We start from the raw sequence: 23,370 nt of genomic DNA, 5'->3' as shown, positions 1-23,370 counted from the left end.
ACTCCCGCGCCGGTGGCTGACGTCTTCTACGTCGAGCCCACCCGCGTGCCGCGGATCCGCCGCAGCAGCGCCCGCAGGGACGCGGGATCGATCGGCTTCACCACGTGCTCGTCGAAGCCCGCCTCCTTCGAGCGGCGGCGATCCTCGTCCTGCCCCCAGCCGGTCAGCGCCACGAGCCGGATGTCGGCGCCCCACGGCTCCTTCCGCAGCCGGCGCGCCACGTCGTACCCGTTCATCATCGGCAGGCCGATGTCGAGGAGGATCACCTCGGGGCGGAACGCCTCGGCGTCGTGCAGCGCCTCCATCCCGCCGTTCGCGATCCGCACGTCGTAGCCGTCCAGGGTGAGCAGGCGCCCCAGGCTGTCGGCAGCGTCCACGTTGTCATCCACCACCAGGATGCGCGCCTTGGCGTCGCGCGCGCCCGGACCCTCCGCCGCGGCCTGCGGCGGGAGCGCCGAAGGCTCCGTTGTCGCCAGCGGCAGGCGCACCAGGAACTCGCTGCCTCGCCCGGCCCCGTCGCTTCGGGCTTCGATCGAGCCGCCATGCAGCTCCACCAGCGTTCGCGCCAGCGTGAGTCCGATGCCCAGGCCGCCCGCCGTGCGCTCCAGGGAAGAATCGACCTGGGCGAACATCTCGAAGATGCGCCCCAGCATCTCCCGGGGGATTCCCACGCCGTTGTCCTTCACGCGGAGCACCGCCTGGTCCCCGTCCCGCTCCGCGCCCACCTCGATGCGCCCGCTGGGGGGCGTGTACTTCGCCGCGTTGGTGAGCAGATTCGACACCACCTGCGCCATGCGCGTCAGATCTCCGTTCACGAAGAGCGGCTCGCCCGGCAGCGAGACGGTCAGCGCGTGCTGGTTCCCCTCGATGAGCGGCCGCGCCGTCTCGACCGCGCTGCTCACGATGACCGTGATCGGGATGCGCTCGCGGCGCAGCTCGATCTTGCCGCGCGTGATCCTAGAGACGTCGAGGAGGTCGTCGACCAGGCGGGAGAGATGCTCGGCCTGGCGGTCGATCACCTGGCGGGCCCAGACCAGCTCGGGATCGCGCGGCCCGTGCTGCTTCAGGATGTGGGCCGCGTTGCGGATCGGGGCGAGCGGATTGCGCAGCTCGTGCGCCAGGGTCGCGAGGAACTCGTCCTTCATGCGCCCCGACTCCTTGAGCTCGCGCACGTGGCGGATCCGCTCGTAGGCGAGGGTCACGTGCTGGCAGATTGTTTCGGCGAACTCCAGCTCGTCGGGCTCGAACGTATCGCGCGAGCGGCTGGCCAGCGTGAGGGTGCCGATCAGCCGGTCTCCCGCGGCCAGCGGGTGGCAGATGAAGGCGTGAAGTCCCAGCGATTTGGCCACGCCGTCCTCGCCGTCGCTCGAGTCCTGCACATGGGTCCGCACGACGGGATGCCGCGACACGGCGACTCTGCCGTTCACCCCCTCGCCCAGCGACAGGCGGTCCGCTCCGCGCATGACGTCGGGAGGGGCGCCCTCGTAGGAGGCGAGCAGAAGGGTCGAGCCCGACTCGTCCAGCATGTAGTTCCAGTAGCCGTCCAGGCCCAGCTCGGGGCGGATCTTCGCGAAGAGCGCGTGGAGCATCGCGTCGGGGTCGTCGCTGGTGAGCGTGACCGCCGCGGCCTCGAAAAGCAGGCGAAGGCGCCGGTTTCGGGTGCGCAGGGCCCGCTCGGCCCGCTTCCGCTCGGTGATGTCGATGCCGATCCCGACGCGCGTGTCGTCGCTCAGCCGGATGTTGGCCCACGAGGTCTCGATCGTGCGCCCGTCGCGCGCGCGCATGCGCACGTCCATCCACCCCTCCCGGCAGGAATCCATGAACTCCAGCACCTGCCGGCGATACGCGGGGTCGGGATAGACCTCCTCCAGGAGCGAAACGCTCGCCGCCTCCTCCGTCGACCAGCCGACCACCCGCGTGAATTCCGGATTCAGGCGCAGAATCTTGGCCTCGGGGTCGAACATCGTGATCATGACGGGGATGGTGTCGATGATGCGGCGCAACAGCTCCCGCTCGTGCCGCAGCGACTCGCCCGCGCGCCAGGTCTCGGTCTGGTCGATCGTGGCCGCGACGATCCGGATGGGGCGCCCCTGGCGGTCCACCTCGACGACGCCGTGCCCCGCGAGGCGAAGAACGGTGCCGTCGGGCCGGTGGTAGCGGGCCTCGGAGGCGAAGGGCTTTCCGTCGACGATGGCGCGCTCGAGCGCGGCCTCCAGGGCGGGCCGATCCTCGGGATGCACCGTGGAGAGCCCTTCTTCGAGACTGCCGAAGTGCGACGTGCCGAGCATCCGGCGCGCTTCGGGGGAGGCCTGGATCTTTCCCGTGCGGAGATCCCATTCCCAGGTTCCGATCCGGCCCGCGCCCAGCGCGAGCTGGAGCCGCTGGTCGGCCTCGTGCCGGCGCCGCTCGGCGCGATGGGCCCGCTCGCCGAAGAGGATGATCAGGGAGCAGGAGATTAGGTAGAGGGCGAATCCGACCCACGAGGAGGGATCGTCGAACTTGAACGTGCCTCGGGGCTGGATGAACAGGTAGTTGGACAGAACGTAACCGGCGAGCGTCGTGAGGACGGCGTACGGGAGTCCCGCGAACCAGACCGTGATCGCGACCGCCCCGTAGATCGTGATGAGGGCGAGCTTGTCATCGAGGATCGGGTCGAGGAGCGACCGAAGCAGGATGGCCGCCGCGACCGACGCGATCGCGATGGTGAGCCCGGTGATCTCCTGGAAGACCTTGGCTTTCATATCCCTCCCGGTCAGCCGCGCCGCCCTGAGCTTACCATCGGACCCGCCCCGGAGTATCGTGGGACCATGCGAGCGATGGTGCTGGAGCGACAGGCGCCGATCGGCTCCGGTCCCCTGGTCCCGCGCGACATCCCGGTGCCGGAACCGGGCCCCGGCGAGGTGCGCGTCCGGGTCCGCGCCTGCGGGCTCTGCCGCACCGACCTGCACGTGATCGAGGGGGATCTCCCCCCGCGCAAGCTGCCGCTGATCCCGGGGCACCAGGTCGTGGGGGTCGTGGAGCGGGCCGCCCCGGGGGCCGCGCGGTTCCGCGAGGGCGACCGGATCGGGATCGCCTGGCTTCGGCATACGTGCGGCATCTGCGTCTACTGCCGTTCCGGCCGCGAGAATCTCTGCGAATCCTCCCGCTTCACCGGCTACCACTCCGACGGAGGCTATGCCGAATACGCCGTCGTGCCCGAGGACTTCGCCTACGCGATCCCCGACGTGTTCGGCGACGCCGAGGCGACCCCGCTCCTCTGCGCCGGCATCATCGGCTACCGCGCGCTGGAGCGGAGCGAGGCGCCGCCGGGCGGAACGCTGGGGTTGTGGGGCTTCGGCTCGAGCGCGCACGTGACGATCCAGGTGGCGCGGGCGCGCGGCATTCAGGTCTACGTCGCCACGCGCGGGGAGAAGCACCAGGCGCTGGCGCGCGCGATGGGCGCCGCATGGGTGGGGGGCGCGACCGACGCCCTGCCGGTCCGCGTGGACGGCGGAATCCTCTTCGCACCGGCGGGGGAGATCGTCCCGGTCGCGCTCCGGTCGATCCAGAAAGGCGGGACGCTGGCGATCGCGGGGATCTGGCTGAGCGACATCCCGCCCCTGAACTACGAACGGGAGCTCTTCTACGAGCGAAATGTCCGGAGCGTCACCGCCAACACCCGCGCCGACGGGGAGGCGCTGCTGCGCGAGGCGGCGGCCATCCCGATCCGGCCGCGCGTAACGACATTTCGGCTGGAAGAAGCGAACCGCGGGCTCGCGCTGCTGAAGAGCGACGGCCTGAACGGGACGGGAGTGCTGGTGCCGTAGGAAGCCACCACGTACCTTCGCCACTGATTTCGTGTGACTCTAACCTACCCGCCCGTCTTCGCCAGGACGATTCGCGCCTGCTCGGCCGCCCGAACGCGCTCATAGAACGACCGAACCGCAGGGTATTGATCCGGCGCCAGGGTGGCGCGATGCATCCGGATCTCCCTGCGAACCCGTATCTCGCCCGCCGGTGCGTTCGACTCGACCTCCCAGCGATAGGAGCCGAACGAGGTCTCCAGGTGGACTGCCTCCGGAACCTCGTCCACGGTCACCCCCGCGGGCAGGTGAACCTTGGTCAACTCCCGGCACGTCTGCTCTTCGATGTCGACCGGCGTCGTGCGCGGCGTGTCCGACGACGGGACCTCTTCCCATCGCTCCACGAAGGTGGGCCGGAGGAGCAGCAGCCGGTCCATCGCCTGGGCGTATCGCTCGGCCGCGTACTCCAGATTCAGCTCGAAGGCTCCCGTTGAATCCATCGGCTCGGCCCTGAGGCCGCTCACCACGGCGCGCGGGGCCGAAAGGGCGACCCACGCCTGCACGCGATCGCGATAGGGGGCCGCCGACAGCGATTGAAAGAAGCTCCGCTCCAGCGTGGCGACGCTTCCCCAGGAACGCTCCCGTATCGTTCCGTGGATCGATCCGTCCGGAGTCAGCGTGACCTCGTTGGTCCGCTCCATGCGGTTTCGCTCGGCCGGCAGGATGGGGAGTCGAATCAGGGCTCCAGGCTCGCGAACCATCAGAATCCCTGCGCCGCCCTGCTCCTCGATGGGAAGATCTCCCAGGGGGGTGTTCGTGTCGGTGGGGTCGAACAGGAGCAGCTGTCCCAGCCTCGGGTGATCGACGATCGGCCCTCTCAGGGAGTCGGCCGCGACCGCCACGATGCAGTGATTGAACTGCTGTGCCGCGGGCCAATCCTCGCGGACATACGCGCGGTCGCTGGAATAGACCGCGACGAGGTACGCCGGAATCCCGAGGCTTCGGAGCATGCAACACATGAGGTTCGCCTTGTCCTTGCAGTCCCCATAGTAGCGTGTCAGCACTTCCCCCGAAGGGTGCGGCTGGTACCCGCCTCCGCGCCCGTTGCCCATCTGAATGGAAGCGTACGGGATCCCCTGAATGAACCGCGCCACGGCTCGCACCTTCTCGTCACGCGCGCGCAGCGAGCCGGTCAGGGCGTGGGCCTTGGCCGTGACGGCCGCGTCAGGCCGCGACGGAACGGCAGCGAGGTCGCTCAGCCAGGCTGCCAATGAGTCCCACTGCTCGAACGCGGCCGATGGCACGCCGCGGGAGGGCGAGATCGCGCTGACTGCCAGCCGCGGGATCAGCGAGGTGATCGGCGGCCGCATCGGCTCGTCCGGGATACCGGGCAAATCCCGAAGCTCCCAGGTCCACGCCGTTCCGCGCTTCAAGGGCTCGATCGGGGCGTGGTTGAAAGCGACGGCCTTCACGGTCCAGGAGGACGGCGCGTCGATCGTGAGCCGCGAGCAGAGGCTGGGGAGAGCATCCTGGAAGGACCACTCGAATTCGCGAAGCATGGAGCGCTGGTCCAGCCGGCACTCCCAGCCGAAGGTCTCGCCGACCTGGATCTGGTCCGTGGCGACGATGGACCGAATCCGTGCCTCGTTGAACACGTCTCCATTGACCAGAGCCATGTCGAGGTTCCGATCCGAGCCCATCTCCTGGGCATGGCCACCGGGCCGAAGAATCCAGGCCTGAATATCGTTCACCTTGGCGCTGCTCGTCTCGTAAGGGATCCAGGCGATCGCTGCGGACCGGCCCTCCGCGGACAGGACCCGCACCGCCTTTCGCCGCACGAGATGGGCCGTGCCGTTGTCGTCGAGCACGACGGCCTGCTCGTCTAGAAGGTTCACCGCCGCCGCGTGCGCGTCGGCTGGAGGCACGGATACCGCCGCCGCCCGCTCGAGCCACTCGGGGGCATGCCCCGCGTGGGCGCCGGTGGCCAGGGTCAAGGCGACAACGGCCGTGCACGCGCGCCCCAGCGTCCACCGGCGGTCCCGACCGGTCATCGCCCCTCCGCCGCGGACGCCGTGGTCAGGCTGACCGCCATCGCATCCCGCTCCGCGATCGTGTCGAAGGCTTTCTTCAGCGTCGGGTATTCCGAAGCGGGGAAGTCCAGCGTTCCGTTCCGGCCGAACTCGAACCGCCGCCGGAACAGGAGCGAGGTTCCGTCCATCGAGGTCGCGAGCAGACCGTCGTACCCTCCGAGGTTCGGGAACGTGAGAGGAGCCAGCTGGGGCAATCCTTCGGCGCTGAATCCGGCCGGGAGACGGACCACGATCGAATCGTCTTCAGACCAGGAATACGGAAACGAGACTGGGAAGCGGCGGACGGCGGACCGGAACTCGGGCGTCCGGCCGGTCTCAAAAATGGCGGGGTCGAAGATGAGCCGCTTGCCGACGCGCGTGGCGTAGTCCGGCACGCGTACGTGATACGAGACGGTGTACGGGCCGTCGGCATCCAAAGCATGATCGAAGCGGAGGGCACTCACCTCGGCCGCGCTCATGCGCGAGCGGAGCTGTTCGCGGTAGTTCTTCTCCCGCTGCTCCGCCGACACGTCGTCCGCCTCCTCCTTCATCTCCTCGCCCCAGTGCCCCGAGTACTGGATCGTGACGTCACCTTCCAGCGCTCCGTCCGGGCCGAGCTGGAAGACTCCGCGTCGGCGACCCTGGGAGTCCAGCGGCGGGGACACCGGGGTGGGAAGGAAGCGCGGGTTGTCGGCGTCCAAGAGAAGAGCCTGGCGACCCTCCTGGCGCGCGGGCAGGGCACACTCCCGCGTGTATCGCTCCGCCGGATTCAAGAAGGTCCAGGCCCCGTCGACCCAAACAGCGACGCAGCTCTCGGTCCAGAAGTACGGGGTGAACGACTCAGGCTGGAAGGCGCCCTCGTCCGGGTCGGGAAGGAGGGCGATGCGCGCCTGCAGGCCGGCCGTCGTTGCCATGGCGGCAAGGAGGCACTGGATGTCAAACGAGCCGCCGGCGCCGCTCTTCAACGTTTCGCCGGGGCTATCGTTCTTTTTGGCGTCGTCCGGCACAGGCGGAGCTCCGACCGCGTCCTCCTCGATGTTCCGGACATGCGACCGGCAGAACGCCGCGAGCCTGCGGATCTTCTCCGGTTCGGAGGATGCGCCCGCAACCGCATCGGCGGCCGCCTTCTTGACGGCTCCGTCGGAGCGCAGGCGCGGGCCCCAGGACTCACAGGCTGTCTTGGCGTAACGCTTCCAGGCTTCCGTCGGCGGTGGCTCGATCCCCGATCGGTATTGAAGCAGGATCCAGTGGCGCACGGCGTTCTCCGGCGGCATTCGCGGTTCGGAGTGGAACGCTTCGACGTTCCGGAACTCGGCCACGTGGAATCCGCCCGGGGCGTCATCGAAGGAGGGGGTCGGCCCGTGGAACGAGCTGATCCGGAACTGCAAGTCCGACCCGGGAATCTCGAGCGGCTTCATGCGCAACTCCAGGGAACGGACCGGAATTCCACGCTGCAGATCGACCTGAAGGTAGTTCGCGAGCCGGTCGTACCGCCGCTGGGTCCAGCGGTATTCCAGGATCGAGCCGGGCTTGAGATCGGGGACGGCGAACGACTTCTCCTTGATCTTGCGGCCGCCGGCCTTGAGCAGGGTGCGCTCGAACACCGCGCTCTTCGCGATCTCCTTCACGATGCCGTTCGGACCGACCACCCGGGCCTGGAGGTCGAGGATCTTGGTCTTGCTGTCGTAGGGAACGGCGACCTGGTTGTGGGCGGCAGCCCCCCGTTCGTTGAAGACCTGGATCCGTATGTACTGGAAATAATCGGAGTAGAGCGACGAACCGGTCCATGCGTCCTCGACCTGGATCTTCCAGAAGAGCGCCTCGGCGTCGGCCGTGCTGTCCACTTGCGCCCGGGCGATCTTCAGATCCTGGGGGCCGATGGGGTCCCACGCGGGCGAGCCGGCGCATGGCACGGCGGCCAATGCGATCAGGGAGCCCAAAGCGAACCGATACCAGCGCGGAGCGGGGCGCGCTACGACCATGGGGACCTCCGGTTCAGGCGGTTTCTCGCGGGGAGTGCCCGGAGTGTAGAGCAAAACGAAGGCGGGCTCCAGATCGGAGCCCGCCGGTCCATCCGAACGTCCCTGGATTCAGCTCAGATTCCGACGTCGATCACCAGCACCAGCTTTCCGTTTTCCACGTCGAACTGGTAGGTGCCCGCGGAGCCGACGGCGTAGAGCGTGAAGTTGCCGTCGCCCTTGGCCTCCTGGAGCACCGCGGCCTTGCCGGCCGCCGTGAAGAGCGCCGCCGAGGCATCCCAGTCGATCGTCTTCGTGCCGCCGGCCGGGACCTGGAAGGGGCCCCAGAGCTTGATGCCCGTCGACCGGATCGTGGCGGCGTCGGTCAGCGTCGTGAGGTCGCGGGTCATGTAGACCTCGATGTCCACGTCCGTCAGGCCCGTGTTGTGGAACGTGCCGAGGACCGCGAAGTCGGAGATGTCCTTGACGTTGTCCTTGTGGTCCTTGTAGTCGCTCTCATCGTTCAGGTCGATCTGCTCGCCCACGATTCCCGTCGCGCTGGTGGCGGTGACGTCCGGCAGATCGAAGTCGAGCGTGAACTGGCCCGACGTCAGAATGCAGCCCGGCGCGAAGAGCACGAGCGCCAAGCAGGGCAGAATCCATCGCAGATTCTTCATCGCGCGCCTCCCGTCAGGGTAAGAGGTCGTAGTTCAAGCCGACGGTCGCGTTCCCGAACTTGCGCGACGTGTCGCCGGTCTTGATCATGTTCACTTCGCCGCGGATCTGGAGCGACACCTTGGGCGTCGGCGAGATCCCGAATCCCAGCCCGAAGTTGTAGGCCGTCTCCTTGATCTCGGGCGTTCCGGCGCGCGTCAGCTTGTGCGAGCCGATCCCGCCGAAGGGATAGAAGTGGAAGCCCGCCCCGCCCACGCGGCCCAGGATGGCGTTCGCGCCGAATCCCTTGTTGTCGAAGCCGTCGCGCGTGTACTCCACGCCGCCGATCGTCTCCGTGGCGTCGTCCATCTTGCCGGTGAGCCAGTAGGGCTCGACCGTGATCATGGGCAGGAGTCGGACGGGTACGCGGAGTCCGTACACGGAGCCGTTCCCCACGTCGTCCTGGAGAATGGGGTAGCTGAGACCCCCGAAGGCTCCGACGCCGACGCCGACCGGCGCCGCGGACGCGACGCCCGCGGCCAGGGCGAGCGCAAGCACTGCGAGTGCGACCGTTCGCATCATTGACCCCTCCTCGTGATGTGTGTGGCCCGATGAGGCGGAGAATAGTGGGGAAGGAGCTTCGGTGTCCAGCGCGCTAGGCGCGCGTGCCGGTCCAGAACCCCTCGGGGTCGATGGCTCGGAGCGCGCCGATCTCCTCGTCCGTGAACGGCGGCGTGAGGCCGATCGGCTGCTGGATGCGCGGCTCCCAGCTCATGCCCACGAGGGCGTGGTCCACGGAGAGGCCGGGATAGATCTCGGAAAGGAACGCCTCTTCGATCACGGCGTCGAAGCGGAAGACCGCGACCGTCGTGACGATGGCGCTGGGCCCGCCCGGCGGAAGGCCCTGCGCCGCGCGCCATCCCGGGCCGTCCCCTCGCCCCGGCGACGTGCGGAACGACACGCGCGGAACCAGCCGCCGCTTCTCCTGCGGCATCAGGATCACCGTGCGTCGCGCCAGCGCGATGATGTCGGCCGCGCCGCCGCTTCCCGGAAGCCGCGTGATGCCGCCGTCCCGCCCCGGGACCTCGGTCGAGTTCACGTTGCCGTAGCGGTCGACTTCGGCGCCGCCCAGGAGGCCGAGGTCCACGCGTCCCGCCGCCAGCATCCCCATGACGTCGATCGTGGTCGACGCCATGGTCGCGTCCAGGATGTTCGGCGGATCGCCCATCGTGAAGAGAAGCTCGCGCGCGGCCTCTTCGCGGATGAGCCCGTTCTCGTACAGCGCCACGGCATGCGGCGCGTGCGTGCGCTTGGCGACCAGATACGCGAGAAGGGGAAGCCGCGTTCCCACGAACACGGTCTCCCCCTCCTGGATCTCGCGCGCCGCGCGCAGCACCATCCGCTCCCGCGGAGCGACCGGCGGCGTCACGGCGCGAGGACTACTTGCCGCTGAACTTGGCGGCGCGCTTCTCGACGTAGGCGGTCAGCCCTTCCTTCGCGTCCTCGCTCTGGAAGAGCTGCTGCTGCAGCTCGCGCTCGATGGCGAGCCCTTCGCCGAATGCGGCCTCCAGCCCCGATTGCACGGAGCGCTTGATCCGGCCGACGGCCTTCGAGGCCTTGTTCGGCGGCGTGAACTGCCGCGCGAACTCCATGATCTTGGCGTCGAAGCCCTCGGCGTCCCAGACGTGGTTGACCAGCCCCATCTGCTCGGCTTCCTCGAAGGAGAAGGTGGAGCCCAGCGCCATCATCTCGATCGCGCGCGGCTTCCCGACCAGCCGGCCCAGGCGCTGCGTGCCGCCGGTGCCGGGGAGGACGCCCAGCGTTACTTCCGGAAGACCGATCTTGCCCGCGCCCTTCTTCGCGATCCGGATATCCGCCGCCATCGCGATCTCCAGGCCGCCGCCGACGCAGTGGCCGTTCAGCGCCGCGATCACCAGCTTGGGCGTCTGCTCCAGGCGGTTCAGCGTCTCGTTGGCGTGGAGGCAGAAGTAGTACTTGAAGACCGGATTGGCGGTCTGGAGCATCTTGATATTCGCGCCCGCGCAGAAGAACTTGTCGCCCGCGCCGCGGAGCAGGATGACGTGCACGTTCTCGTCGAAGCGCGCCTTCAAGATCGCCTCGTCCAGCGCGCGCATCATTTCATAGGTGTAGGTGTTGGCCGGCGGATCGCACAGCTCGAGGATCGCGATGCCGCTCTCGGTGCGGTACGTGCAGAGGCCGCTGGGCGCGGCCATGGTCTCGGGGGTCACGGTTCGGTCCTCCTGGTTCGCGGGGTCACGGGGACCGGCGGGCCGGCCCTGCCGGCGCCTCGGGGTCCTGCCGCTATTCGTCGATCGTGCCGGGAGCTTACCCGGTTCCATGGGCGGGCGCCAGCCCGGGAACGTCACCAGACGGAGGCGCGGCTAGGACTCCGCCGTCGCCCGCCGGCGATGCCGGATCATGCAAGCTGGAGGCGGAGCCCGCGCGTCCGCGGCTTCTCCTCACCGAGACGGGCGTGGGCTATCGAATGGCCGACGGGGACTAGCGTCCCTCGAACTTCGCCTCGCGCTTTTCCAGGAACGCCTTGATCCCCTCCTTCGCGTCGGCCGTTCCCCAGCAGCGCTCCTGCGCGTTCAACTCCCGGGCCAGCGCCTCTTCCAGGGTGTATCCGAGCGACTCGCCTACCGAGCGCTTGATCTCGGACAGAGCGATATCGGGGCCGCGCGCCAGGCGCGTCGCGAAGTCGAGCATCTCGGGCAGAAGGCGATCCGGAGGCAGCACCCGGCTCACCAGCCCGATCCGCTCGGCTTCGACCGCGCCGATGAGGTCGCCGGTCCACATCAACTCGAGCGCGCGGGAGACGCCAACCAGACGGGGGAGGGTGTACACGGCCCCCCAATCGGGATGAAGACCGATCTTGACGAAGGACTGCCCAAAGCGCGCTCCCTCGGCCGCCCACCGGATGTCGCACGCCAGGGCCAGGCTCATTCCCCCGCCTGCCGCGACACCGTTGACGGCCGCGAGGACGGGCACCTTCGCGCGCACGATGGCGCGAACGACGCCCGGGCCGCCACCCACCAGCGGCTCGAAATCCTCGAACCGCCCCCCCTGATCGATGACCTTCTTCATGAACCCAATGTCGCCCCCCGCCGAGAAGGCCCGCCCTTCGCCGGTGATGACGATGATGCGCACGTCCTCGCTCCGCGATGCTTCCTCGACGGCCAGGGCCAGCTCCGAGGCCATCGAAACCGAGAGCGCATTCAAGGCGTCGGGACGGTTCAAGGTAAGGAGCGCGATCAAGCCGCGCCGTTCCAGCCGTACTTCGGACATGGGTCCTCCTATCGCACGATGCCGGTGCTGGGCGGCATCGGCTCGAGCAATCCCAGCTCTCGATTCCGGGTGCGCGCCACCACTTCGTAGCGGACCCCCAGGGTATCGGCTTCCCGTGCGGCGCGGTCGCGCGGGCCGTAGACCCAGACGCGGCCCGAGCCCCGGATCAGCGCGGGGAGGGCGCTCTCGTCCAGAAACGCCCGGCGCTCGGTACCCGGCGATTCGAACGCCTCGGAGCGCGGCACGTCCACCATCGGGATCGTCGCGCCCGCATAGAAGGGAAGCCCCGCCGAGAAGGCGCCCAGCTCGATGACCGGCTCCCCCGGCTGGCGCGTGCGCTCCATGATCCCCGCAACCTGCACGGGGGATCCGAGCGGCCCCTCGATGGCGCGCGCCCCGCCCAGGAGACCGTACCACGCGGCGAGCCCCGCGATCGCGGCGGCGGCCGGCATGCGCGCAGCCGCCGCGATCGCGCCGGCGGCGAACGTGGCCGCCGCGACGTGGGCGAGCGGCGGGAGCGGCAGGGTCGCGGCGTGCTGCGCGCCCACCAGACCGGCCAGCGCGCGCGGTCCCGCCGCTTCGATCGCGATCGCGAGCGCGGCGAAGAGCGACGCCGTTCCCCAGCGCGCCAGGCACGCGGAGCGCGCGAGCGCGCAGGCCGCCAGGATCGCGACGGCCGTCAGCTCCGGGAGTACGTACGCGGGGAGCTTCGAGCCGGAGGCCGAGAAGAAGAGCACCGGCACGACGGCCCACGCGACGAGCGCCGACGCGGCAGGGGTGGGCGACCGCGCCGCGCCGCGCGCGCTCCGGAAGAGCCCGTCGAGGGCCGCGGCCGTCCACGGCAGCGCCCCCGCCACCAGGATCGCCGCGAAGTACCAGGGCGGTCCGGGACGGTGATGGACCGTGCTCGTGTAGCGCAGCCAGATCTCCTTCTTGAGGAGCCATCCGAGGAGTCCCGGCGTCTGCTCGGCCACGATGACGTACCAGGGAAACGCGACCAGCGCGAAGACCGCCCAGCCCAGGCGGCTGCCCAGCCCCGCGAGCACGCCGCGATCCCGGCGCCACAGCGCCGCGACAAAGAGCGGAAGCAGCGTGTGCACGAAGACGACCGGCCCCTTGATCAGGAATCCCAGCCCCAGCGCCACGAACATCCACAGGCGCCCGCGCCCTTCCGGCGCGAGCCAGGCGACATAGAAGGCGGCGACGGCCGCCGCGAGGAAAATGTCGGTCGCGAGCAGGCGCGAGAGGGCGAACGCGAGGGCGCTCGAGGCAAGGACGAGGGGCGCCAGGAAGGACTCGCGCGGCGCGACCCCGGCTCGGCGCGCGATGCAGGCGGCGGCCCAGAAGAGGAACGCGGCCGCGAGGGCCGCGCCGATGCGGGCCCCGGCCGCGTTCACACCCAGCACCTGCATCCCCGCGGCCGCGGCCCAGTAGGCCACCGGCGGCTTGTCCAGGTGCGTCACGCCGTTCAGCCGCGGAATCAGCCAGTCGCCGCTGGCGACCATCTCGCGCCCGATCTCGGCGTAGCGGGCGTCGGTCGGCTCCATCAGGCCGAGGGCGCCGCACGTGAGGATGAGCGCGAGCGCCGGCCCCGCCCAGGCGAGACGAGAGAGGGTCAGGGCGCGCTGGGTACGGCGGCCGCCTGCGGCCGGTGATCCAGCATGAGGTTGCGCGCGTAGACGAGAAGACCCGCGCCCTGCCCGATCGCGAAGACCGGATCCTTCTGATGCAGGGCGTAGACGAACAGCGCGCAGCCGCCCACGAGGCTCAGATACCAGAAGCCGCGGGGGAACACCGGGCGCTTCGCCCATTCCGAGGCGACCCACTGCACGAAGAACCGCGAGCCGAAGAGGATCTGGCCCACCAGTCCCACCACGTACCACATGGGCGCCGAAGAGAACCACTTATCCATGGATGACCTCCCGGACACGGAACTGGAGCAGGCGCGACCGGAGCCAGCGGACGCCGATCAGGTCGCGGATGCCCCGGAAGAGGCGGTTGCCGACGCCGTACTTGGAGACGCCGCGAAGGCGCGGACGGTGCCGGACCGGAATCTGCGCGACGCGGGCGCCCCGCATCTCGCAGATGCCGGCGAGAAATCGATGCGCGCCGGCGAAGAAGGGAATCCCCTCCACCGCGCGGCGGCGGTAGGCCTTGAGCGAGCAGCCGGTGTCGACGATGTGGTCGCCGACGACGGCGCGCCGCACCGCGTTCGCGATCTTCGACGACGCGCGCCGTCGCCATCCGTCGGCGCGCGCCGCGCGGATGCCCGCGGCGACGTCGGCGTTCTCGAGCGCGGCCAGGAGGACGGGGATGTCGGCCGGGTCGTTCTGGCCGTCGGCGTCCATGGTAATCAGCACGTCCCCGCGCGCGAAGCGGAACCCGGCGGCGAAGGCGGCGCTCTGGCCCGCGTTCTTCTCGAAGACGATCCCCGTGACGGCGGGGGACTCGAGCGCCGCCGCGCGGATCACCTCGGCGCTTCCGTCGGTGCTGCCGTCGTCGACGAGCAGGATTTCGTAGGAGTGTGGCGTGCCGCGGAGCGCGGCATGGATCTCGGCGATCAGCGGCGGCAGGCTCTCGCGCTCGTTGTAGACGGGCAGAATGATCGAGAGATCGGGGGGTCTGGATGCGGCGGCCCCGGATGGCGCGGCGTCGGGAAGCGGGCCGACCGGCCAGGCGATCGGCGCTCCTATGGAACTGGGGTCCGGCACGGCGTCGGGGGCTTCCGGCCCTCCCTCACGAGAGATCCACCCAGACGCTCTTCGTCTGGGAGTAGAACTCGAGGCCGGCCAGTCCCGATTCGCGGCCGAAGCCCGAGGACTTCATGCCGCCGTAGGGCGAGGCGGCGTCGTACATGTTGTAGGTGTTGATCCAGACCGTTCCCGCCTGCAGCCGTCGGGCCGCCTGGTGCGCCTTCTTCACGTCGCGGGTCCAGACCGCCGCGGCCAGGCCGTAGGCGGTGTCGTTCGCCATCGCGATCGCGTCGTCGAAGCTGTCGAAAGCGAGCACCGCGAGCACGGGGCCGAAGATCTCCTCGCGCGCGATGGTCATGTCGTTCTTCACGCCGTCGAAGATGGTCGGCTTCCAGAAGTAGCCCTTGCCGTTGCCGACCCGCGCGGGCTCGCCGCCCAGCGCGAGGCGCGCGCCCTCCTTCGATCCGATCTCCACGTAGCGGCGGATGCGGTCCACCTGCGCCTCGGAGATCTGCGGTCCCAGGCGCGTCTTGGAATCCATCGGATCGCCCTGGACCAGCTTGTTCGCGCGGTCCACCACCTTCTCGAGCAGGGCGTCGTGGGCGCCCTTCTGGACGAAGAGCCGCGAGCCCGCCGTGCAGACCTCGCCTTTGTTGTAGAAGATCGCCGCCATCGCCGCGCGCGCGGCCGTCTCCATGTCCGCGTCTTCGAGCACGATGTTCGGCGACTTGCCTCCCAGCTCGAGCGACAGCTTCTTCAGCGTGCCCGAGGCGTTCTGCATGATGAGCCGCCCCGTTCCGGTCTCGCCGGTGAACGCGATCCCCGCCACGCCGGGATGCGCCACGAGCGCGGCGCCCGCCGTGGGGCCGTACCCCGGCACCACGTTCAGCGCGCCCGGGGGAAGCCCCGCTTCCAGGGCGAGCTCGCCCAGGCGGAGCGCCGTGAGCGGCGATTCCTCGGCCGGCTTCAGGACCACGGCGTTTCCCGCGGCGAGCGCGGGCGCCACCTTTCGAGCTGCCATCAAGATGGGGAAGTTCCAGGGGACGATCAGCCCCACGACGCCGATCGGCTCCTTCAGCGTGTAGTTGAAGAAGGGGCCGCTCACGGGGATGGTGCTCCCCTCGAGCTTGGTCGCGGCGCCCGCGCAGTAGCGGAGCACGTCCACGGCCAGGGGAATGTCGATGCGCGAGGATTCGGCGATCGGCTTTCCGGTGTCGAGCGTCTCCAGCCGGGCCAGCTCGTCTTTGTTCTTCTCGAGGAGGTCGGCCAGCTTCCAGAGGAGGACGCCGCGCTCGGAGGCGGACATCTTGCCCCAGGCGCCATCGAGCGCGGCCCGAGCGGCGCGCACGGCGAGATCGATGTCCGGACCGTCCCCTTCGGCCACGTCCAGGATCGGCTCGGCGGTCGCGGGGTTGAGGGTCGTGAAGCGCTTGCCGGAGGCCGCCTCGCGCCACTCGGCGCCGATCAGGAGCTTTCCGCCGGAGGCGAGGAGGGTCGCGGGAATCGTATCACTCGGGGCCATGTCGTCTCCTAGCGGGAGTACTCGTAGATGCCGCGTCCGACCTTCCGTCCCAGGCGGCCGGCTTTCACGTATTGGATCAGGAGCGGGTTGGGGCGGAAGCGCTCGCCCAGCGAGCGGTGCAAGTATTCCAGGATGCTGAGGCGCGTGTCCAGACCGACCAGGTCGACCAGCTCGAACGGTCCCATCGGATGATTGAGGCCCAGCTTCAGCGCCTTGTCGATGTCGCGCGCGGAGGCGACGCCCGATTCCAGCATGTGGAAGGCCTCGTTGCCGATCAGCACGTTCACGCGCGAGGTCACGAACCCGGGCGACTCGCGAACCAGCACCGTCTCCTTGCCCATCTGCTTGGAGACCTCGTCCGCGGTGGCGAGCGTGGCGTCGTCCGTCTCCAGGCCCTTCACCAATTCGATGAGGCGCATGCGGTGGACCGGGTTGAAGAAGTGCATGCCGACGAAGCGCGCGGGGCGCCCGGAGGTGGCGGCCAGCTCGGTGATGCTCAGGGACGAGGTGTTGGTCGCGATCACCGCCTCGGGGGCGAGGTGGGATGCGATCCCCTGGTAGACCTCGGCCTTGAGCGCGATGCTTTCGGGGACGGCCTCGATGACCAGGTCGCAGCCCTGCGCTCCGGCGAGGGTCTCGGACCAGCCGAGATTCTTCGTGGCGCGGGCGAGCGCGGCGTCGTCCCAGTCACCCTTTTCGCGGCCGCGCGCGAGGATCTTCTCCAGCTCGCCGCGGGCGGACTGGGCGGCCGCCGCGTTCGTCTCGACGACCCGGGTCTCGAAGCCCGCGAGCGCCGAGACCAGCGCGATGCCGCGTCCCATCACGCCCGCGCCGATCACGGCGATGTTCTGGACTTTGAGGCTGCCCAATCGGATCTCCTGTTCCAGGGTGAGCCGTTCACTCTGGCACCCGCGGCGCGGCCGGTCAAGGGGCGCCCATGCTACACTTTCCGGCCATGAAACGAGCTTTCTCCGGACTTGCCGCCGCTCTCGTTCTGGGCATCCAGGCCCTGATCGCGGCCCTGCCCGTGGGCGGTGGCGCCGTGGGGCCTGCCTGCGGCGGGACGATGGCCTGCTGCGCGTCGCACGTTTCGTGCGAAGCCGCCGCGGCGCCGCGCTGCCCGTCGCACGCGGGCCCGCGCGGCGAGGCCCCGGGTGCGCCCTGCGTCCGAGCCCTCGGATGCGGGCATGCCCTCCCGGGAATCACCCTTCCCGGGCTCGATCCGATGGTGTTCCGCGCCAACGTCCTTGTCATGCCGCGTCCCGGCAGCGCACCGGCCGCGTCCGGCGCCTTGTCCCTTCTCGAATCCGTACCTCCCGAGCTCACACCGCCGCCTCCTCGCGCGTAGCCGCACCTCCGGCTTTCGTTCGCGAACCGAACTCGCACCCGCTCCGAGGAGCTTTTCATGCGTCTTTTCATCGCGGCGCTCGCCGCCCAACTTTGCGTTGGTTTCGCTCCCTTCGCCGCCGCCCCCGCGGCGGCGAGTTGCGGCGCCGAGAACTGTCCGCTGGACCAGGCCGCCCGCTGGGATGAGGCCTCCTTCCATTTCGAGCTGTCGCAGCAGTACATCGACCAGTCCCAGCCGCGGGTCGGCACCGAGGACGCCGTGGTCGGCCAGATCGCGTCTCCTGAGGACGAAGTGCGCACGGTCAACCGGATCACGATCGGCCGCGCCTCCTACGGCTGGTCGCCGGCCTGGACCGCGTCGCTCGCGCTCCCGTACGTGGACCGCACGCACGAGCACATCCACAACGACCTCGGAGAGCAGGAATATCTGCGCTGGAAGTATCACGGGATCGGCGATCTCGAGGCCGGGGTCACGCGGCGGTTGGGGGGGAGCGGGATGCACGGCTTCCTCACCGCGGCCGTGAAGGCCCCGACCGGGGTTCGCAACGTGCAGGAGATCGATGGCGATCAGCCCGAGCCCACCGCCCGGCCCGGCACCGGCTCGTGGGACTTCATGGGCGGCGCCGGCGCCGAGTGGCATCTGCGCGTGGCCGCCTTCCAAGGGCGCGGCGGCGTTCCGCTCCGCGCGAGCGTGAACGGCCGCTGGAACGGGCGCGGCACCGAGCGCTACCGCGTGGGGAGCGAAGTCACGGCGCACCTCGCGGCCGAGGCTCCGGCCTTCTCGTGGGGAACCTTCCTGCTGCAGACCAACCTTCGCGTGCACGCCAAGGACGACGTCGGCAAGACCGATGCCGAGGCGGGCAACACCGGCGGCACGGCGCTCTATCTATCGCCGGGAATGCGCGTGGGCGGCGGCGGGACGTACCTGTATGGCCTGGTGCAGATCCCCGTGTATCAGCGGGTGAACGGCATTCAGCTGGTTTCGGACTCCAATCTCTTCGTGGGGTTCACGCACGCGTTCGTGCGGTAAGAACCAGGGTTGGGCGCGGCTCTTGCCGCGCCCGACATATCCCCTTGTAATTGGCATCGTTCCAGCCAATCATTAGGGCCGCCTCCCCCGAACAAACCACATCGCGATTCAGGAGGAGTCCCATGGTCATCGTCACCGGCGCCGCCGGCCGGACGGGCGGCGAAGTCGTGCGCCAGCTCTCCTCGCGCGGCATCCGCGTTCGCGCCCTCGTGCGGGATCCCGCCCGCGTGAAGGGGCTCACCGGGCCCGGCATCGAAGTCGTCGTCGGCGATCTGTCCAAACCCCATACGCTCGATCCCGCGTTTCGAGGAGCCGACAAGCTCTTCCTGGTTTCCTCGCCGGACCCGAACGTCGAAACCCTTCACGGAAACGCGCTCGAAGCGGCCAAGCGGACCGGCATCCGCCACGTCGTGCGCCTCTCCGCGCGCGGCGCCTCGCAGGGCTCGCCCTATCTGCTGCTGAAGGTCCACGGCGACGTGGACGAGAACCTTTCGCGGTCGGGGCTCTCGTACACCATCCTCCGCCCGCACGCCTTCTATCAGAACACCCTCATGTACGCGGCGACCATCGCGGCCCAGGGCGTCATGTACGGCGTCTCGCGCGACGGGGCGGGCCCGATGATCGACAGCCGTGACGTGGCTACCGCCGCGACTTCGGTGCTCACCGGGAACGGACACAGCGGCCGCATCTACGATCTGACCGGACCCGAGTCGATCTCGCACGCGCAGATCGCGGAGAAGCTCAGCGCCGCGCTCGATCGCCCCGTGCGCTTCGAGGAAGTCCCGGCCGAGCAGGTGCGGGAGGGGATGCGCGCGGTCCTGCCGCCGTGGCTGGCGGACGCGTTCCTCGACCTCTCGCTCTCCTGGTCGGGCAAGGACGCGGATTTCTCCGATGCCTACGCGCGGATCACGGGCAAGAAGGCGCGCCCGTACGATCAGTTCGCCAAGGACTTCGCGAGCGCGTTCGGGGCCTCACCCAAGGTCGCGGTGAGCTGAGGGCGGCTTCGGCATGAGCATCAAGTCGGACCGCTGGATCCGCCGCATGGCCGCGCAGGGCATGATCGAGCCCTTCGAACCGGGTCAGGTTCGAAGCGCCGAGAACGGCCGCATCATCTCCTACGGCACCTCCAGCTACGGCTACGACGTCCGCTGCGCCAGCGAGTTCAAGATCTTCACCAACATCAATTCCACGATCGTCGATCCCAAGAAGTTCGACGAGAAGAGCTTCGTCGACGTGCATTCCGAGATCTGCATCATCCCGCCCAACTCCTTCGCGCTGGCGCGGACCGTGGAGTATTTCCGAATCCCGCGAAGCGTGCTGACGATCTGCCTGGGAAAGAGCACCTATGCCCGCTGTTTCAGCGGGGACACCCGGGTGGCGCTCGCGGACGGCACGGCGCCGACGTTGGAGGCGATGGTCCGTCGCCACGAGGACGGGGAAGTTTTTCGGGGCTACAGCATCGGTCCGAACGGTCGCGTGATCGTGACCCGGCTCGAGGCCCCGCGGTTCATCGCCCGCGATTCGCTGATCGAGATCGAGCTCGACAACCGGGAACGGATCCAAGCTACCCCCGATCATCCGTTCATGCGCCGCGATGGTCAGATGGCAGCGGCCGACGATCTGAGACCCGGTGATTCGCTAATGGCGCGAGTCGAAACCCCTGGCCAAGCTTTTACCGCCGCTAGCGGCGGTGAATCCATTGACAAGTGTCGCAATGGAGCGACGCGACAGAACGTCGCGCTCCTTGAAGAGTGCGAAGCCAGCAATGGCCAGGCAACGAGCCGGCCGAGTTTGCACGTGGGTCGCGGTCATCGAGTGAGGGCGGTGCGCGATATTCCGGGTCTGCACGACACCTATTGCCTCACCGTGCCGGCCGCAGGCAACTTCGCGCTGGAGGCGGGAGTTTTCGTCCACAATTGCGGAATCATCGTGAACGTCACGCCCCTCGAGCCCGAATGGGAAGGGCACGTGACGCTGGAGTTCAGCAACACCACGCCGCTCCCCGCGAAGATCTACGCCAACGAGGGCGCCGCACAGATGGTCTTCTTCGAATCCGACGAAGTCTGCGAAACCTCCTACAAGGATCGCGGCGGAAAGTATCAGGGGCAAAAGGGCGTCACATTGCCCAAGGCGTAGCGCTTCTCTGGCTGATCGACTCCTCTGAGATACGAGGTCGACGGACCATGAAGACTTCCTCATGACGCTCGTATCCGGTACCCGCCTCGGCCCGTACGAGGTGATCGCTCCGCTCGGTGCCGGGGGCATGGGCGAGGTCTATCGCGCCCGAGACACGCGGCTTGGGCGAGAAGTGGCGATCAAGATCCTGCCGCACCGCGGTCCCGCCTCCGCCGAGGAACGAGCCCGCTTCCGCCGCGAGGCGAAGACCATCTCTTCGCTGAACCATCCTCACATCTGCGTTCTCCACGACATCGGTCAAGAAGGTGACACCGACTACCTGGTGATGGAGCTGATCGAGGGAGAGACCCTCGCCCGGCGAATCGCCAAGGGACCGCTTCCCACCGCCGAGGTGCTTCGGATCGGAGCACAGATTGCGGACGCCCTGGATCGCGCCCATCGAGCCGGAGTCGTGCACCGAGACCTGAAGCCCGGCAACGTGATGCTGACGAAGAGTGGAGCGAAGTTGATGGACTTCGGCCTGGCGCGGGAGTTCACACCGACGGGGCGCGATCCCGAAGTGACGGTTACGGAGCGTGGGGTAGATCCCGACGGGTCCATCACGAAGAAGGGAATGATCGTCGGTACCTTCCAGTACATGTCCCCGGAGCAGCTGGAGGGGAAGCGGGCCGACGGACGAAGCGACATCTGGGCTCTGGGATGCGTGCTCTACGAGATGGCGACGGGAAAGCGGGCGTTCGAAGGGTCAACGCCGGTGAGCGTGATCTCGGCAATCATGCGGGACGAGCCGAGGCGAATTTCAGACCTTGTGCCGCTCACACCGCCGGCGTTCGAACGCTCTGTAAGGCAGTGTTTAGATAAGGACCCAGACGGCCGCTGGCAATCAGCGGCAGATCTTCGCCGCGAGCTGCTGTGGGTACTGGAGGCCGGGTCTCAGGCGGGCATTGGTGCTCCCCCTGCGGCGCGCAGAAGGCGCCGCCAGCAGGTGGTATGGGCCGTGGCTCTGTCTCTAACCCTGCTCATCGCATCCAGTGCTGTCGTTGCTATCCGGGCCATGAAATCCCGAACGGACCAGCCACTGTTCACGAAGCTGACGTTCACTCCAATGACGATCCAGAGAGCCGCATTCGCACCTGACATGAGGACGATTGTCTTCAGTGCCTCGACACAGGGCAATATTCCGCAAATCTATGTGCTTCGTCCTGAGAGTCCCGAACCACAACCCTTGAGTGAGCCGGGGATGCATTTCTTGTCCGTCTCCTCCCGTGGGGAACTGGCAATACTCACCGGCGCCCGATTGCTCGACCGTCGCGCCTACATTGGCACGCTTGCCCGGATGCCCCTCGGGGGCGGTGCTCCTCGGGAGATCCTCACCGACGTGACTGAGGCTGACTGGACCCCGGACGGTACGGCGCTTGCTGTCATCCGAGTCCTGAACGATAACTCCGGTAGGAGCGAGGGGAACTACGAGCAGCTCGAATTCCCTATTGGGCACGTTATCGCAAAGGGTCGATTTTCCTACCTCACCTTCTCGCCCGATGGTGACCGGCTCGCGTACTTTGAGGGCCCCTCAAGATGGAGTGGGGAAGGCGCTCTAATGGTGGTCGATCGAAGGGGAAGAGAGAAGGCTCTCCTGAACGAATACCGGGATGAGGAGGGGCTTGCCTGGGCTCCCGACGGGAAAGAACTCTTCTTCTCAGTCAATAGCTCAGGAGACCACGCGATTTATGCGGTGTCCCTGGCGGGAGCTCGCAGGATAGCGCTGAGAAGCGCGGGTGGCCTCACCATTCATGACATCGCGCCGAACGGCCGTTGGCTAGCCACGCAGGAAGACGTACGTTGCGATGTCATGGTGCATCGACCTGAGTGGCCCACCGATCGCAGCCTCACCTGGCTCGATTACTCGAGTGATGGGAAACTTTCAGGTGATGGGCGCAAGGTTGCATTCAGTGAGGAGAGCAGCGAGGACTCGCTGTCCTCGGTATGCCTGAGAAACGTCGAGGGTGGATCTGTCGTTCGTCTGGGAGAGGGGCGGCCCATGGATCTCTCTGCTGATGGCAAATGGGTTATCACAGGCGGTGCGGGGAAGATCATGTTGCAACCCACGGGCGCAGGAGAACCGCGCGAATTAAAAGCTGGCGAAAAGGAGTTGACGGTCTATGCGCGATTCAATCGTGGCGGTGACAGTCTTACGCTCGCGACACTTCTCCCTGGCCAGGATCGCCGCAACCATTACTTCCAGAGCTTGGCCGGGGGAGAACTCCGGAAGCTGACGACCGACCTGCCACCGGTATTGTTCGGCGTTTCACGCGATGGGAACCGGCTCCTTTGTCGCAAGGGACAGCGCCTCTTCATGGTTCCCCGGCAGGGCGGCCCCTGGCGTGAACTGGCATCGCTTGGTCCGGAGGAGAACCCGTACCACTGGTCTGCCGACGAGCAGTCAGTGATGGTCTGCAAGCGCGGAATTCCATTGCGGGTCGAGCGCATGAACCTCGAAACCGGCCGCCGTACCTTATTTGCCGAAATCTCTCCCCCCAATCTGACTGGCCTTGAGTCTGTATTCCTAACTGACATCTCCGCAGATGATCGCTCCTACGCATACGACGCAAACTGGCGACGCTCGACGATGTACGCGATTGCCTTCAGCAATTGAATGAGTCTGAGGATTGCCACCCCATGACAGAAGCCACTCGTTCGTGAGGCCAGTTGCTCCCGGCACTCGTCTTGGACCGTACGAAATCATCGGAGCTTTAGGTTCGGGCGGAATGGGAGAGGTATACCGCGCACGCGATGAACGCCTAGCTCGCGAAGTTGCGATCAAGATCCTTCCCCAGAGCGGGCCGGTCTCCACCGACGAACGCGCTCGTTTT

19 protein-coding genes are annotated in these 23,370 nt (G+C 68.1%); 6 read left to right on the top strand and 13 right to left on the bottom strand.

Translation table 11 applies throughout. From position 1 onward, the window contains the following. Nucleotides 1-26: 26 nt before the first annotated feature. Nucleotides 27-2,741 (bottom strand): ATP-binding protein, encoded by a 2,715-nt coding sequence (locus VE326_10730; protein ID HYJ33683.1) that lies wholly within the window; start codon nucleotides 2,739-2,741, stop codon nucleotides 27-29. Between the two features lie 66 nt (nucleotides 2,742-2,807). On the opposite strand from VE326_10730, the gene VE326_10725 reads away from it, so the two are divergent. Further along, nucleotides 2,808-3,806 carry a zinc-dependent alcohol dehydrogenase family protein gene (locus tag VE326_10725; protein HYJ33682.1) on the top strand — a complete coding sequence of 333 codons (999 nt, stop codon included), beginning with the start codon at nucleotides 2,808-2,810 and terminating at the stop codon, nucleotides 3,804-3,806. A 44-nt stretch (nucleotides 3,807-3,850) separates the two neighbouring features. On the opposite strand, the gene VE326_10720 is transcribed toward VE326_10725, so the two are convergent. The 12 genes from VE326_10720 to VE326_10665 form a co-directional block, all read right to left on the bottom strand. Next, nucleotides 3,851-5,833, bottom strand: coding sequence for a DUF3857 domain-containing protein (locus VE326_10720; protein ID HYJ33681.1), 1,983 nt, complete (start codon nucleotides 5,831-5,833; stop codon nucleotides 3,851-3,853). Further along, the gene (locus tag VE326_10715) at nucleotides 5,830-7,833 is read right to left on the bottom strand and encodes a DUF3857 and transglutaminase domain-containing protein (GenBank protein HYJ33680.1); all 2,004 of its coding nucleotides are present in this window, start codon (nucleotides 7,831-7,833) and stop codon (nucleotides 5,830-5,832) included. Before VE326_10715 ends, VE326_10720 begins: the two co-directional genes overlap by 4 nt. 113 nt (nucleotides 7,834-7,946) lie before the next feature. Next, nucleotides 7,947-8,486, bottom strand: a complete 540-nt coding sequence (locus VE326_10710) for a hypothetical protein (GenBank protein ID HYJ33679.1) — start codon at nucleotides 8,484-8,486, stop codon at nucleotides 7,947-7,949. Nucleotides 8,487-8,499: 13 nt separating this feature from the next. Beyond that, nucleotides 8,500-9,045 (bottom strand): outer membrane beta-barrel protein, encoded by a 546-nt coding sequence (locus VE326_10705; GenBank protein ID HYJ33678.1) that lies wholly within the window; start codon nucleotides 9,043-9,045, stop codon nucleotides 8,500-8,502. A gap of 73 nt (nucleotides 9,046-9,118) precedes the next feature. Then, a complete protein-coding gene (locus VE326_10700) occupies nucleotides 9,119-9,892 on the bottom strand; it encodes a CoA-transferase (GenBank protein HYJ33677.1) in 774 nt (257 codons plus the stop codon). 10 nt (nucleotides 9,893-9,902) lie between these two features. Continuing rightward, the gene (locus VE326_10695) at nucleotides 9,903-10,712 is read right to left on the bottom strand and encodes an enoyl-CoA hydratase-related protein (GenBank protein ID HYJ33676.1); all 810 of its coding nucleotides are present in this window, start codon (nucleotides 10,710-10,712) and stop codon (nucleotides 9,903-9,905) included. 271 nt (nucleotides 10,713-10,983) lie between these two features. Continuing rightward, nucleotides 10,984-11,772, bottom strand: coding sequence for an enoyl-CoA hydratase-related protein (locus tag VE326_10690; protein HYJ33675.1), 789 nt, complete (start codon nucleotides 11,770-11,772; stop codon nucleotides 10,984-10,986). 8 nt (nucleotides 11,773-11,780) lie between these two features. Next, complete coding sequence (locus VE326_10685) at nucleotides 11,781-13,319, bottom strand: phospholipid carrier-dependent glycosyltransferase (protein ID HYJ33674.1); 1,539 nt, start codon at nucleotides 13,317-13,319, stop codon at nucleotides 11,781-11,783. A 68-nt stretch (nucleotides 13,320-13,387) separates the two neighbouring features. Further along, complete coding sequence (locus VE326_10680; GenBank protein ID HYJ33673.1) at nucleotides 13,388-13,684, bottom strand: lipid-A-disaccharide synthase N-terminal domain-containing protein; 297 nt, start codon at nucleotides 13,682-13,684, stop codon at nucleotides 13,388-13,390. Then, nucleotides 13,677-14,483: a glycosyltransferase family 2 protein gene (locus VE326_10675; protein ID HYJ33672.1), complete on the bottom strand. Its 807-nt coding sequence runs from the start codon at nucleotides 14,481-14,483 to the stop codon at nucleotides 13,677-13,679. The genes VE326_10680 and VE326_10675 overlap by 8 nt, the downstream gene beginning before the upstream one ends. A 25-nt stretch (nucleotides 14,484-14,508) precedes the next feature. Continuing rightward, complete coding sequence (locus tag VE326_10670) at nucleotides 14,509-15,987, bottom strand: aldehyde dehydrogenase family protein (GenBank protein HYJ33671.1); 1,479 nt, start codon at nucleotides 15,985-15,987, stop codon at nucleotides 14,509-14,511. An 8-nt stretch (nucleotides 15,988-15,995) separates the two neighbouring features. Further along, nucleotides 15,996-16,856, bottom strand: a complete 861-nt coding sequence (locus VE326_10665) for a 3-hydroxyacyl-CoA dehydrogenase NAD-binding domain-containing protein (protein HYJ33670.1) — start codon at nucleotides 16,854-16,856, stop codon at nucleotides 15,996-15,998. 86 nt (nucleotides 16,857-16,942) lie between these two features. Here VE326_10665 and VE326_10660 point away from each other — a divergent pair, with 86 nt between their 5' ends. The 5 genes from VE326_10660 (at nucleotide 16,943) to VE326_10640 (ending at nucleotide 23,153) form a co-directional block, all read left to right on the top strand. Then, complete coding sequence (locus tag VE326_10660) at nucleotides 16,943-17,335, top strand: hypothetical protein (GenBank protein ID HYJ33669.1); 393 nt, start codon at nucleotides 16,943-16,945, stop codon at nucleotides 17,333-17,335. 57 nt (nucleotides 17,336-17,392) lie between these two features. Beyond that, nucleotides 17,393-18,364: a hypothetical protein gene (locus tag VE326_10655; protein HYJ33668.1), complete on the top strand. Its 972-nt coding sequence runs from the start codon at nucleotides 17,393-17,395 to the stop codon at nucleotides 18,362-18,364. Between the two features lie 122 nt (nucleotides 18,365-18,486). Then, nucleotides 18,487-19,359 carry an SDR family oxidoreductase gene (locus tag VE326_10650; GenBank protein HYJ33667.1) on the top strand — a complete coding sequence of 291 codons (873 nt, stop codon included), beginning with the start codon at nucleotides 18,487-18,489 and terminating at the stop codon, nucleotides 19,357-19,359. Nucleotides 19,360-19,372: 13 nt separating this feature from the next. Further along, a complete protein-coding gene (locus tag VE326_10645; GenBank protein ID HYJ33666.1) occupies nucleotides 19,373-20,500 on the top strand; it encodes a dCTP deaminase in 1,128 nt (375 codons plus the stop codon). A gap of 61 nt (nucleotides 20,501-20,561) precedes the next feature. Next, a complete protein-coding gene (locus tag VE326_10640) occupies nucleotides 20,562-23,153 on the top strand; it encodes a protein kinase (protein ID HYJ33665.1) in 2,592 nt (863 codons plus the stop codon). Nucleotides 23,154-23,370 lie beyond the last annotated feature (217 nt).

Source organism: Candidatus Binatia bacterium (assembly GCA_035631035.1).
In the GTDB taxonomy this organism is placed as follows: Bacteria; Eisenbacteria; RBG-16-71-46; order SZUA-252; family SZUA-252; genus DASQJL01.
The sequence above is the reverse complement of the archived record's forward strand: the minus strand, read 5'-3'. Positions and strand labels throughout refer to the sequence as shown.

Coding starts and splice junctions, on each gene's coding strand:
- VE326_10725 (HYJ33682.1), top strand. CDS start 2,808: ATGCGAGCGATGGTGCTGGAGCGACAGGCGCCGATCGGCTCCGGTCCC.
- VE326_10655 (HYJ33668.1), top strand. CDS start 17,393: ATGCGTCTTTTCATCGCGGCGCTCGCCGCCCAACTTTGCGTTGGTTTC.
- VE326_10685 (HYJ33674.1), bottom strand. CDS start 13,319: ATGGAGCCGACCGACGCCCGCTACGCCGAGATCGGGCGCGAGATGGTC.
- VE326_10730 (HYJ33683.1), bottom strand. CDS start 2,741: ATGAAAGCCAAGGTCTTCCAGGAGATCACCGGGCTCACCATCGCGATC.
- VE326_10710 (HYJ33679.1), bottom strand. CDS start 8,486: ATGAAGAATCTGCGATGGATTCTGCCCTGCTTGGCGCTCGTGCTCTTC.
- VE326_10715 (HYJ33680.1), bottom strand. CDS start 7,833: ATGGTCGTAGCGCGCCCCGCTCCGCGCTGGTATCGGTTCGCTTTGGGC.
- VE326_10690 (HYJ33675.1), bottom strand. CDS start 11,772: ATGTCCGAAGTACGGCTGGAACGGCGCGGCTTGATCGCGCTCCTTACC.
- VE326_10640 (HYJ33665.1), top strand. CDS start 20,562: ATGACGCTCGTATCCGGTACCCGCCTCGGCCCGTACGAGGTGATCGCT.
- VE326_10660 (HYJ33669.1), top strand. CDS start 16,943: ATGAAACGAGCTTTCTCCGGACTTGCCGCCGCTCTCGTTCTGGGCATC.
- VE326_10645 (HYJ33666.1), top strand. CDS start 19,373: ATGAGCATCAAGTCGGACCGCTGGATCCGCCGCATGGCCGCGCAGGGC.
- VE326_10670 (HYJ33671.1), bottom strand. CDS start 15,987: ATGGCCCCGAGTGATACGATTCCCGCGACCCTCCTCGCCTCCGGCGGA.
- VE326_10650 (HYJ33667.1), top strand. CDS start 18,487: ATGGTCATCGTCACCGGCGCCGCCGGCCGGACGGGCGGCGAAGTCGTG.
- VE326_10720 (HYJ33681.1), bottom strand. CDS start 5,833: ATGACCGGTCGGGACCGCCGGTGGACGCTGGGGCGCGCGTGCACGGCC.
- VE326_10680 (HYJ33673.1), bottom strand. CDS start 13,684: ATGGATAAGTGGTTCTCTTCGGCGCCCATGTGGTACGTGGTGGGACTG.
- VE326_10705 (HYJ33678.1), bottom strand. CDS start 9,045: ATGATGCGAACGGTCGCACTCGCAGTGCTTGCGCTCGCCCTGGCCGCG.